A 12,771-nucleotide genomic window follows, 5' to 3' on the forward strand; every position below is an offset into this window, starting at 1 on the left:
TAGACTAGTTTCCATAGTACCTTTGAAATGTGATTGTTTGTTTCTCAAAATTAATATCGGATTCTCTCAATGTTACCCTCTCTTCAATTCTCCCCATTCCATCAAGCAAGACGTGAATTAAAACAAAATCCAGAAACTCATTATATTTTGCTTGATCCATAGCTTTTAAGAGCTGTCTTAGTTCATCCACAGTTAGTATTTCAATGGTTCTTTTTTATCAGTTTTTAGACGTTTAATATCCTTGAAGATGTTATTACAAATACCCTCCTTTTCCAGAATCTGAAACGAACACTTAGCCTGATTAAGATACGCGTTGATAGTTGTGTTGGTTAAACCTATATCAATCATGTATGTAATAAAATCTCTAGCATCTTGTTCAGTTAGCTCACGTACATCTGGTTCTCCGAAACACTTCTCAAATTGCTTGAAAAATTTTCCGTAATTACGAATTGTATTTGGTCTAACTCCTTCGATTGTTTTAGCCTGAATAATCAACTCTTCTAAATAAGGAAATAAAAACCGCTTCTCAGCTTTAGTTCTAGTGGTTTTACGCTGCTTTGCTTTAGCCAATAGAAAAAGCCTCCTTCCGTTTGTAATAAACGAAAAGAGGTTTAATAATTTAACAGCAGATGATTTCATTTTAAGGATAATTGGTAATGAATTTACAATTACTTCAAGCTAATTCAGAAGCGAAATAACACTTTAGAATAGCTGAAACCCTTGTTACCCCTGCTAGTTCTTACATTATCCTAATACATTAAAATAACGGCCTTCAGGATGGGCAAATACCATTGCTGTAACTGAAGCTTCCGGCTCCATCATGTGACCTTCCGTTAATTGAATTCCTATTTTTTCTGGTTGCAATAGCTTAAATAACTTCTCTTGATCTTCAAGATTCGGACAAGCAGGATAGCCAAAGGAGACACGAACCCCTTGATACTTGGCAGCAAATCGTTCGTCCATCGTCATATCGGCTGAGTCTGGAAAGCCCATTCTATCCCGCATTTGTTGATGAAGTCTTTCAGCAAAACCTTCCGCTATTTCTAATGCAGCAGCCTGAATTAGATGACTGTATAGATAATCGCCATCTCGTTTAGCTTGGTCCGCTAATTCACGTACGCCATGCCCAGCCGTAACTGCAAGAAAGCCAACATAATCCATTCCCCCACTTGACACTGGACGTAAGTAGTCAGCTAAACAAAGGAAAGGCTTATGGTTTTGACGCGGAAATGTAAATCGTTCAATTTCAGTCTTCTGATCTTTTGGATCATAAATAATAATATCATTTCCATCAGCTTGAGCAGGGAAGAATTGATACATTCCATGTGCCTGAATGACCTGATTTTTCTTTGCTTGATCTAAAAATTCATCCACTCGTTCTTTCAAGTCAACAGCTCTTTCATCTTTTTCTGCAAGTAACCTACTTACTTTTCCTTGAAGACCAAGATGACGACCAAGTAGCATTTGCATATTTATATACGGTTCTAAATGGGAGAGCTTATAGTCACGTAAAATATGCGGATCCAAATCAGTAGGTGTAAAAATCGGTCCGTCCCTTTTAACATCAGATTGAACAAACTCATCTACTGGACGATCTTGCACTGGTTTCTTTTCAGGTAAGCGTACTGCATCTTTTTTCGCTCTTGCTTCTGCTAATTCAATAGCAAGCCGTTCACGTTCGTCTGGTTTTGCCAGTCGATTAGCAATCTCTAACCCATTCATCGCATCTTTAGCATATAAGACGAGACCATCATATTCAGCTGCAATTTTTGTATCCGTGAACTTTCTTGTAAGCGCCGCTCCCCCGACAAGAATCGGAATTGATATATCCTGCTGGCGTAAATCTTGTGCGGTTAATACCATTTGCTGCGCTGATTTTACTAGGAGGCCAGATAAGCCAACGGCATCAGGATTTTCCTTTTTTATAGCTTCAATTAATTCATTCGACGTTACTTTAATACCTAAGTTAACGATTTTAAACCCATTGTTCCCTAAAATAATTTCGACTAAATTCTTACCAATGTCATGAACATCACCTTTTACGGTTGCAAGAAGAATCTTCCCTTTTCCATTGTCGTTTTCTTTCTGTTCCATATGTGGCTCAAGATGGGCTACCGATGCTTTCATCACTTCTGCACTTTGTAGGACTTCTGCTACGATCAGTTCATTATTGTTGAACAATCTTCCGACCTCGTCCATACCAACCATTAGGGGACCATTAATAATATCTAATGGTTCGGCGTAAGCTTCTAGTGCTTGATTCAAATCTTCTATTAGGCCTTCCTTCGTTCCTTCAACAATGTAAGAAGCTAACCGTTCTTCAAGTGTTAAGTTTGATGTATCAACCTTTTTCTCGGCTTTTTTCCCACGATAAAAAGCAGTAAATTCAGCAAGTGTTTCATCTGTTGTTTCAAACAATAACTTGCTAGCCATTTCTTTCTCTTCATCAGAAATGGAAGCATACCGTTCTAATTTTTCAGTATTTACAATCGCATAATCAAGTCCTGCTTGCGTACAGTGATATAAATATACCGCGTTTAACACTTCACGGCCTACCGGTGGTAACCCAAAAGAAACGTTACTCACTCCTAGAATCGTTAAGCACTTAGGAAGAGCTGCTTTAATTAGCCTAATTCCTTCAACTGTAGCATTGGCTGAGCCAATATATTGTTCATCGCCTGTACCAACAGGGAAAACGAGAGGATCAAAGATGATATCCTCAGGTTTAAGCCCGTATTTATGAACAAGTAAATCGTGTGAACGCTTTGCCACTTCTAATTTCTTCTCAGCTGTAACAGCCATTCCTTCCTCATCAATTGTTCCAACAACGATAGCTGCACCGTATTTTTTGACAATCGGAATAACAGCCTCGAATCGTTCTTCGCCATCTTCTAAGTTAATCGAATTAATAATAGCTTTCCCTTGTGAATAAGTTAACGCCTTTTCAATAACCTTTTCATCTGTGGAGTCAATCATTAAAGGAACTTTCACTTTATTCACAACGAATTGAAGGAAGTTTTCCATATCTTCTAGTTCTTCACGGTCTGGGTCTGCTAGACAGGCATCAATAACATGAGCGCCCTTTTTCACTTGCGCTCTTGCAATTTCTGAAGCTTCTTCAAACTTTCCTTCAGCAATTAACCGCTTGAACTTTCTAGATCCAATTACATTTGTACGTTCCCCTACAAATAACGGACGCATACTCTCATCATAAATGAGTGGTTCAATCCCTGAAACGGCATGTGGATGTGATTCATCAAACGTACGTGGCTCAAAATCTTTTGTTGCCTCTACCATTGCCCGTATATGATCAGGTGTCGTACCGCAACAGCCACCAACGACATTTAGCCAGCCTTTTTCTGCAAATCCACGTAATTTCATCGCTAATGATTCTGGAGACTCATGGTAATGTCCCTCTTCATCAGGTAAACCGGCATTTGGATAACAACTTACATACGTCGTTGCAAGTTCAGATAACGAACGAATATGATCTCGCATAAATTCCGGTCCTGTCGCACAATTCAAGCCAACAACAGCGGGATTCATATGCTCTAAAGACAAATAAAATGCTTCAATGTTTTGACCGGCTAATGTTGTCCCCATTGGTTCAATCGTACCTGAGATAAAAATTGGCAGCTTTACATTGAGTTCTTCAAATGCACGTTCAATCCCTAAATAACCTGCCTTTACATTACGCATATCTTGGCTTGTTTCTAGCAGCATGATATCGGCTCCACCACGGATAATTCCGCGTGCTTGCTCATGGTATGATTCAACCAGTTTTTCAAACGTCACACCACCTGTTACAGAAAGTGACTTCGTTGTTGGACCCATCGCACCAGCAACGAAACGCGGCCACTCTGGTGTTGAAAATTCATCCGCTACTTTTTTCGCAATGGCCGTTGCCAAGCGACTCAGTTCTTCTGCTTTATAGCCAAGATCATAATCGTCCAAAACAATATCTGTCGAGCCAAATGTATTTGTTTCAATGATGTCAGCTCCTGCTTCTAAATAAGCTCGATGAATGTTTTCAATAACATGAGGAGCTGTTTCATTTAAATATTCATTACATCCTTCATATTCTTCCCCACCAAAATCCTCTGCTGTTAGTTCAGCTTGTTGCAACATCGTCCCCATTGCACCGTCTAGGATTAGAATTTTCTTTTCTAGCTGTTGTTCAAACAAAGACTTAACCATATGTCCGTCCTTTCTATTCCCGCATACTCCTAAATTCACTTACTTCCTTGAATAATTGGTTTCCGTACTTCTATATATTTTGTTAACTCGACTGTCATTTCATAACGCATAAACGGTGTAATTAAATATATTCCATTGAAATATTGCAAAGCTGCATCAATCAGTGATCGCGCAATTTGTATCCCTTCAGCTGCAGCGGCTTCTTTGTCTTCTCCACATGCAGCCATCGCAGCTCGAATATCATCTGTTAATTTAATACCTGGCACCTCATTATGAAGAAATTCAGCATTTCTCGTACCTGTTAATGGCATAATCCCGATATAGATAGGCTCTTTTATATGTTTCGTCTCATTCGCTAATGATTCCATTTGATCTATGCTGTAAATTGGTTGGGTCATGAAGTAATCTGCGCCACTCTCAATCTTTTTTTCCATTCGCTTTACAGCTTTATCTAAATGTCTCACATTCGGATTAAACGCTGCTCCGACAGAGAAATTCGCTTTCTGCCCTAATTCTTTTCCTGAAAAAGAAATTCCTTCATTTAGCTGCTTCAAAAATGAAATTAGTTGAAAAGAACTTACATCATAAACGGATGTTGCTCCAGGAAAATCACCAATTTTCGTCGGATCGCCTGTAATCGCCAATACATCATCAATGCCTAATGCACTTAATCCCATTAAATGAGACTGTAGCCCAATTAAGTTTCTATCACGGCAAGTAACATGGACAAGCGGCCTTGCACCTATCTGTTCTTTAATCATTGCACCAAGAGCTAAATTATCGACTCTCGGGGAGGCAAGCGAATTATCAGCCATTGTAACAGCATCTACTCCCACTTCCTTAAGTGCTTTTGCGCCTTCCATAAACCGCTTTGTACTTAATTTTTTAGGTGGATCTAACTCAACAATTACAGACTTTCGTTCCTTCACAATTTCTGGAAGCGGCTTTTCTTTTCGCGGAATTTCAATGGATTCCCGCATGAATCCAACTAATGGCCGGACCGTTTTACTAGTGATCGGTTCTGTAGTTTCTCTCACCTTTGCAAATGCTTCAATATGCTCAGGCGTCGTACCACAACAACCTCCCAATAAACGAACCCCCTGCTTAATAAACTTCTCTCCCATATCTTGAAAATAATCTGCATTCGATTGGTAGAACACACGCCCATCACGATAATCAGGTAAGCTTGCATTTGGGTACGCAGATAAAAACCCCTTTTTCGGTAACGCAATCGTTTCAAATGAACGAAGCATATGAAACGGACCTGTCCGACAATTTAATCCAACCACATCAGCTCCTATAGCTGTCAGTTGTTCAAACGCATCAGAAACGGCAATCCCACCATTCATCACACCTATTTCTCCGAGTGACAAATTTACAACTAAAGGCAAACCTGTTAATTTTCGCGCAAGGTTTGCAGCCATCGTAGCTTCTTCCAAATCGTAAAACGTCTCTAACAAAAGGCCGTCAACGCCTTCCGTTAATAGCTCATTCATTTGCTCTTTGAAGGCTTCCTCTATCTCGTCAAGGCTCCATTCTTCTAATTGAAACCGTCTAATCCCTCCAACAGTTCCTAGTACAAACGTATTCTCACCAGAAGCTTCTTTTGCTAAACGTACGCCTGAGCGATTGATGGAGCGAACCTCTTTCTCTAGCCCATATTTTTCTAGCTTCAGTTTGTTCGCAGCATACGTATTAGATTGAATCACATCAGCTCCAGCCAAGGCGTATTTCTTATGAGCATTTAGTATGATATCTGGATTTTTTACATTTACTTCTTCAAAGCATTGGTCGACTCCTTGCTCATATAGCAACGTTCCCATTGCTCCATCTCCGATTAAGACTTTTGATGCTAGTTGTTCTAAAAAGCTCATTCATTCTCCCTCTCTTTCACTTGACGGAATGCTTGATCAAGATCAGCAATTAAATCCTCTGCCCGCTCAATCCCAACAGAAAAACGCAACAAGCGATTGCAAACACCATTTGCTATACGAATATCTTCAGGAATGTCCATATGTGTTTGCGTAGCAGGGTACGTCATCAAACTCTCAACCCCACCTAAACTTTCTGCAAAAGAGACGAGTTTCAACTGCTGTAAAAATGGGTTGACCCACTCTTCTTTTAATATCCGAAAAGAAATCATTCCACCTTTTCCAGGATATAGGACGTCTATTACACCTTCTTGCGCCTCTAAATATTTTACGATTGCTTTCGCATTTTCTTGATGTTTATCCATTCGAAGGGCCAGAGTCTTCATCCCTCTAATTAACTGATATGAATCGAAAGCTGATAAGATTGCTCCGATCCCGTTATGGTAATAACCAATACGTTCACAAAGCTCTTCTCCTTTTGCAGCAATGAGCCCAGCGATCACATCGTTGTGGCCACCTAAATATTTAGAAGCGCTATGTATAACGATATCTGCACCGTCCACAAGTGGTTGTTGCAAAAGTGGGGTATAAAACGTATTATCAACAATTAATAAAATTCCGTATTTTTTGGCTATTTTAGCTAGTTCAACAATCGACGCTTCTTGCATTAATGGGTTCGTAGGCGTTTCGATAAATAATGCCTTTGTATTATCAGTAATACAGTTTTCAAACTGTTCAAGGTTACGAGGGTCTGCAAAAGAAAAAGTTAAACCCCAACGATTCCATCCTTGTTCAAATAAACGATAGGTTCCTCCGTACAGATCTTGTGATGCTAAAATTTCATCTCCTTGTTCAAAAAGAGAAAGAACCGTTTGAATGGCTGCCATCCCCGAGCTGCAAGCAAAACCTCGTTCCCCCTCTTCCAACTCCGCTATCGCTTTTTCTACGACCTCTCTAGTTGGATTACCTGTTCTTGCGTAATCATACCCTGTCGACTCCCCAATTCCCGTGTGCCTATATGCAGTTGAAAAATACACAGGTGTATTAATGGTCCCTGTTGGATTATCTGAACGATTTCCAATTTGTACTAAGATTGTCTCAAGTTTCTCACGGTTCATTTATAAGACCTCCACATTTATATCATTCATTAATAAATATTAAAAACCACCTTCTATTTAAAATAAGAAGAAGGTGGTTGTGTTATCAATCGCCTCTCCTTATCTTTCAAGCCGTCAACTTGATGGATTTAGCACCTGACCGAAATCGGCTGGTTGCTGAGACATCTTTGGGCCAGTCCCTCCGTCTCTCTTGATAAGAAAATCAATTATTCATATTTTTCATTTAATCAAAATTACAACAAATTTCGAACTTTTGCAAGAAAAATTTTTCCTGCAAGTAGATTAAATCATTAGAAAAAAGCGCAACAGCAACGATCAATACATATTTAATTTTTTATTCTAAGGAAGCATCAATATTTAAGTTTTCTTCATTTCCGCAGACACAACGCTTGAAGCCTGTTTCATATTCACCTTTTTCATTTCTACTCCCACGTAGAATATATTTTTCACTACAAACTGGACAACGAATCACAACACGATAACGTCCTTCAGCCATATTGATCACCCTTTACTTATTAAATTCTACAAACCTATACATCTAATTGATGAGCTCGCTTCACCTTTTTTAACGCTACCCACCATAGAAAAAACATAAATGGAATTATCGCAACTAAGAAATACATTCCGAAAAAAAGCAAAATAAAATCATAGACGCCGTGTAAAATAATAGGCAAACTTAACGACAACGTCAAATGTTTCCCCCTTTTATCTTCTTCTACTTTAGCTCTTCCAAGATAATATCCCATGATGACACCGTACAAAGCGTGACTAGATACAGGCAATAAAGCTCGGCCAAAAGCTGTTTCTAAGCCATTAGCTATTAAATAAAAAACATTTTCTAATGTTGCAAATCCTAGTGAAAGAGAGGCGCCGTAGACGATTCCATCATAGCGTCTCGCAAAGGTCGCATGTTGATACACAAAAACCCAAAGTAGAAACCATTTAAAGAATTCTTCCACGAACCCATACAAAAAGAAGGCTCTTGTAAACGGATGTGTAAAATACCCTTCCGTCGTGAATGCATACTGTAAAACCATAACAGGAAATACAAGTAACACTCCAATTAAAAACGTTCGAAAAACAAGCGAAACCGTATTCGAACTATAATGATTTCGCAAATAAAAATATGATAATAATGCCATTCCTGGAGCTATTGCTGCTGTAATAAGTGCAAACAATTCGCCAATCCTTTCTCCTTGCGTTACGATTTATTACTCAAACCAAAGCTTATATGGTAATATAATATAATTATGCAAAACATTGTGAAATTGGGGTGACCTTTTTGAAGAAAATTCTTGTTTTACATACTGGTGGCACCATCGCCATGCAAGAAAATGAACATGGAGCAGTCCAACCAAACTTAATAAACCCATTATATTCCACTATCGAATCGCTATCAACCATTGCCTCTGTGATTGTGGATGATTACTTAAATTTACCTTCTCCTCACATGACTCCTAGTTTAATGGTTGATTTAGCAAAAAGGTTAAAAGAGCGAGTAAAAGACGATCAATTAGATGGCATTGTTGTCACTCACGGGACGGACACCCTTGAAGAAACAGCGTATTTACTAGACCTTATTCTTGATTGGGATACTCCGGTGATTATTACAGGAGCGATGCGTTCTAGTAATGAGCTTGGTGCAGATGGTCCACATAATCTAATTGCATCAGTAAGAGTAGCAGCAAGTGACGAGGCACGAGGAAAAGGAGTTCTCGTTGTCTTAAATGACGAAATTCACACAGCAAAAAATGTAACGAAAACTCATTCAAGTAATATTGCGACATTTCAAAGCCCTCAATACGGCCCAATTGGAATTGTTACAAAACGCGGGGTGTTTTTTCACCATACATTAACGAAACGTGATTGCCATCCTGTAACACAAATGACGAAAAAAGTAGCTTTGTTAAAGACCTATGCTGGCATGGACGAAACAATCATCGAAGCCGTCGCTACCACTCACATTGACGGGTTAGTTATTGAAGCATTCGGTCAAGGGAATGTCCCTCCAACCATTATGCCTGCACTAAAGTCATTGATCACCCGTAACATTCCGGTAGTACTGGTATCGCGTTGTTTCAACGGCGTCGTCCAAGATACTTATGCGTACGAGGGCGGCGGTCGTTCGTTAAAAGAAATCGGCATCATTTTTACAAATGGTTTAAATGGCCAAAAGGCAAGACTGAAGCTCATGGCTGTTTTAGAACAATCGACGGATCACTCAACGATTCAGGAACTTTTTTATAAATAACCCATAGCACCCATTTTATAAATTAATGACTTCTTAAATCATACGATACAAGGTCTCAAAAGGTCAGATAAAGACCTTCTGAAAAATTAGCAATGGCATGCTCGTCGCGCTCCTGTTATAAGAAATCCACTCATAACAGTCTTCAAAGGATTACGACGGCTTGGCTCATTGCTTCGAGGCAGTCACAAAAGGTCAAAGAACTCACCTTTGTGACTGCCTATTTTTTATTTTTTCTTACTTTGAATAGAGTTAGCGATCTGTCCCCCGTGAAAACGTCCATTTTCAATGAAGATTTCATTCGCATTATTTCCAGCCGCGATGACACCTGCAATATATAATCCTTCTACATTTGTTTCCATTGAATCAGGATCAAAATATGGTCGTCCACTCGCCGGGTCAACAAGAACCCCCATTTCTCTTAAAAAAGAATGGTCTGGATGATAACCAGTCATCGCAAAGACAAATTGGGCAGGCACCCTTTCTATCTTTTCTCCTACTTGGTAGACAACTTCATTATATGTAATTTCTACGACCTCTGCATTAAACACCATGTTTATTTTTTCATGACGAACAAGAGAGTCAAATTCTGGCAGGATCCAAGGCTTAACACTAGTAGAATATTCACTGCCGCGGTACAAATTCGTTACTCGAGCCCCTGCCTTTTCTAGCTCCAATGCTGCATCTACAGCTGAATTCTTACCTCCGATTATAACAACGTCCATATCAAAATAAGGATGAGCTTCCTTGAAATAATGAAATACGTGGCTCTGATCTTCCCCTGGTATGTTCATCATATTTGGAGAATCATAATAACCTGTAGCAATAATTACGTGATCGGCTACGTATTCTTCCTTTGATGTTCTTATGTAAAAATGACCTTCTTTTTGCTTTTGAACAGTTTCAACTTGTTCATATGCTCTAACCCGTATATTTTTTCTCTTAACCACCTCTCTGTAATAGACAAGTGCTTGGTTTCGTCTAGGTTTTCGTTCTTCAATTACAAATGGCACACCACCTATTTCCAACTTTTCACTCGTACTAAAAAATGTTTGGTGAGTTGGATAACGATGAATGGCACTAACGACATTATCCTTCTCAATCACAAGTGGCCTGAGTCCTTGCTCCATACAAGCAATAGCTGCTGCAAGCCCACAAGGCCCACCACCTACTATAACGACCTCTTCCCTTATCATAATGTTCACCTTCTCTTCATAAATCAAATAGGGAAACTCACAAAATTGTCCCAAATTTCTAATATGTAGGCACATTTGATCTTTCCGAGTCTCCCTTTTATCCTTTATTTAATTACACCCAGCCACGGAACCTTGATGCTTCAGCCATCTTCCGTACTCCGATCATGTAAGCCGCTAGACGCATATCTACTTTCCGAATTCTAGCTAAGCTATATATATTATCAAAGGAACCAACCATAACAGCTTCCAGCTTTCCTTCTACTTCATCTTCCGTCCAATAGTATCCTTGATTATTTTGCACCCATTCAAAATACGAAACCGTTACTCCACCGGCGCTTGCTAGAACATCTGGCACGAGAAGAACATCACGCTCGGTTAAAATACGTGTTGCTTCCATTGTTGTCGGTCCATTGGCAGCTTCTACGACAATCGATGCTTTAATTCGGTCCGCATTTGCTTCCGTTATTTGATTTTCGATTGCCGCTGGCACCAATATATCACAATCTAATTCAAGCAATTCTTGATTGGAGATCGTATCTCTAAAAAGCTTTGTAACCGTACCAAAACTATCACGACGATCTAATAGGTAATCAATATCTAAGCCGTCAGGATCATATAGACCACCATAAGCATCCGAGATTCCAACAACTAATGCACCTGCATCATGCATAAACTTCGCTAAGAAGCTCCCTGCATTTCCGAAACCTTGTATAACAACGCGAGCTCCGTCTAAATCAATTCCTTTTTTCTTAGCCGCTTCACGAATGCAAATTGTCACTCCTTTAGCCGTTGCCGATTCCCTGCCATGGGAACCTCCAAGAACAAGAGGCTTCCCTGTTATAAACCCAGGAGAATCAAATTCACGAATGCGACTATATTCATCGAGCATCCAAGCCATAATTTGAGAATTTGTAAAAACATCAGGTGCAGGAATATCCTTTGTAGGACCTACGATTTGACTAATCGCACGAACATACCCACGACTGACACGCTCAAGTTCACGGAAAGACATTTCTCGTGGGTCACAAATAATTCCTCCCTTCCCGCCACCATAAGGAAGGTCGACGATGCCGGCTTTTAAACTCATCCAAATAGAAAGAGCTTTCACCTCTTTTTCTGTTACACTTGGGTGAAATCTGACACCACCTTTTGTTGGACCAACTGAATCATTATGCTGAGCTCTATACCCAGTGAAAATTTTAGTCGAACCGTCATCCATTTTAACAGGAATTCGAACGGTTAACATACGAATCGGTTCTTTCATCAATTCATACATTTCTTCTGGATAACCAAGCTTGTCCAACGCCTTTTTAATGACACTTTGTGTCGCTGCAAGCACGTCTAATTGTTCTGCTTGCTGTTTATTTTCTGCCATTCCTTTTTCACCTCAATAATGGGATTAAAGCTTTTTATCACTTCTTACTATAATGAAACAGCCCTAACTTTTCCAGCTTAAATATAACTTTTCTTTAAAGATTTCAAAAAAACTTGCTACTCTTCCCTATTCACAAAAAAAGAACTGACAACAAAATTATCAGTTCTTATTTATTAATGAATGTTCCATAAAGCTCTCGTATAGAATCGTATTTAATGAGTCGTTTTCCATACTCCTCAACGACATAAGAAGAAACGGTTGATGGGTTTCCGAACTCAGCAAGCAACGCAACAAATGTTTCCTCATCGACAAAATCGACATCAAACTCTTCAAATTTGATGAAATATTGGTCTTTATATGAATAAAGTGATCCACCTTGAATTCCGAACGGGAAAAGCCTAGAAGATAGAGCAATTACATCTTCGATATCAGCAAATTCATAGAAGATATCTTCAGTTTCATCAAGGGTCACTTGCATTTCAATATATCCTTCTTCAAATCCCTCTTCATCAAAATCTTCATCTGATGTACTTTTCGAAACGATAATGACCATTCCTTGCGCGGGCATTGCGTAGACTTCTACCGCAATAGGTCCATCTACTTTAAAACCAAGTTCATCATCTGCCTCTAGAATCATATCACGAAATAAATCATGAACTTTCGGCAAGTCTTGCCATAAGTCTTCTTTCGTTAATCCTCGTTCACGCATATCATCAAAGGTTAGGAATGCTTTGAATTTGTTTGTATTTAAACGCTCAAGACGCAT

At 39.3% G+C, this 12,771-nt stretch carries 10 protein-coding genes and 1 riboswitch; of the genes, 1 reads left to right on the forward strand and 9 read right to left on the reverse strand.

Annotation, left to right across the window (positions count from 1 at the left end; all coding sequences use genetic code 11):
- Window positions 1-192: 192 nt before the first annotated feature.
- The 6 genes from AC1FXP_RS02705 to prsW form a co-directional block, all read right to left on the reverse strand.
- Entirely contained in the window at window positions 193-570 is a 378-nt protein-coding gene (locus AC1FXP_RS02705) for a phage integrase N-terminal SAM-like domain-containing protein (protein ID WP_480058528.1), read from the reverse strand.
- A gap of 174 nt (window positions 571-744) precedes the next feature.
- Entirely contained in the window at window positions 745-4,197 is a 3,453-nt protein-coding gene (metH, locus tag AC1FXP_RS02710; protein WP_480058530.1) for a methionine synthase, read from the reverse strand.
- A 35-nt stretch (window positions 4,198-4,232) separates the two neighbouring features.
- Entirely contained in the window at window positions 4,233-6,071 is a 1,839-nt protein-coding gene (locus AC1FXP_RS02715; protein ID WP_480058532.1) for a bifunctional homocysteine S-methyltransferase/methylenetetrahydrofolate reductase, read from the reverse strand.
- Complete coding sequence (locus AC1FXP_RS02720) at window positions 6,068-7,186, reverse strand: methionine biosynthesis PLP-dependent protein (protein WP_480058533.1); 1,119 nt, start codon at window positions 7,184-7,186, stop codon at window positions 6,068-6,070. Before AC1FXP_RS02720 ends, AC1FXP_RS02715 begins: the two co-directional genes overlap by 4 nt.
- Window positions 7,187-7,282: 96 nt before the next feature.
- A riboswitch (SAM riboswitch) is annotated at window positions 7,283-7,386 on the reverse strand.
- 134 nt (window positions 7,387-7,520) lie between these two features.
- Window positions 7,521-7,682 carry a hypothetical protein gene (locus AC1FXP_RS02725; RefSeq protein ID WP_250094818.1) on the reverse strand — a complete coding sequence of 54 codons (162 nt, stop codon included), beginning with the start codon at window positions 7,680-7,682 and terminating at the stop codon, window positions 7,521-7,523.
- 34 nt (window positions 7,683-7,716) lie between these two features.
- The gene (prsW, locus tag AC1FXP_RS02730) at window positions 7,717-8,364 is read right to left on the reverse strand and encodes a glutamic-type intramembrane protease PrsW (protein ID WP_480058534.1); all 648 of its coding nucleotides are present in this window, start codon (window positions 8,362-8,364) and stop codon (window positions 7,717-7,719) included.
- A gap of 104 nt (window positions 8,365-8,468) precedes the next feature.
- Here prsW and AC1FXP_RS02735 point away from each other — a divergent pair, with 104 nt between their 5' ends.
- Window positions 8,469-9,437 carry an asparaginase gene (locus AC1FXP_RS02735; protein ID WP_480058536.1) on the forward strand — a complete coding sequence of 323 codons (969 nt, stop codon included), beginning with the start codon at window positions 8,469-8,471 and terminating at the stop codon, window positions 9,435-9,437.
- A gap of 224 nt (window positions 9,438-9,661) precedes the next feature.
- Here AC1FXP_RS02735 and AC1FXP_RS02740 read toward each other — a convergent pair whose 3' ends face one another.
- The 3 genes from AC1FXP_RS02740 to AC1FXP_RS02750 all read right to left on the reverse strand — a co-directional run bounded on the left by AC1FXP_RS02740 (window position 9,662) and on the right by AC1FXP_RS02750 (window position 12,771).
- Window positions 9,662-10,630 (reverse strand): YpdA family putative bacillithiol disulfide reductase, encoded by a 969-nt coding sequence (locus tag AC1FXP_RS02740; RefSeq protein WP_480058538.1) that lies wholly within the window; start codon window positions 10,628-10,630, stop codon window positions 9,662-9,664.
- Window positions 10,631-10,742: 112 nt separating this feature from the next.
- On the reverse strand, window positions 10,743-12,005 hold the full coding sequence (locus AC1FXP_RS02745; protein WP_480058539.1) for a Glu/Leu/Phe/Val family dehydrogenase: 1,263 nt from the start codon (window positions 12,003-12,005) through the stop codon (window positions 10,743-10,745).
- Window positions 12,006-12,171: 166 nt separating this feature from the next.
- Entirely contained in the window at window positions 12,172-12,771 is a 600-nt protein-coding gene (locus tag AC1FXP_RS02750) for a genetic competence negative regulator (protein WP_332630057.1), read from the reverse strand.

This window comes from Halalkalibacter sp. HAAS-P013, from assembly GCF_056619925.1.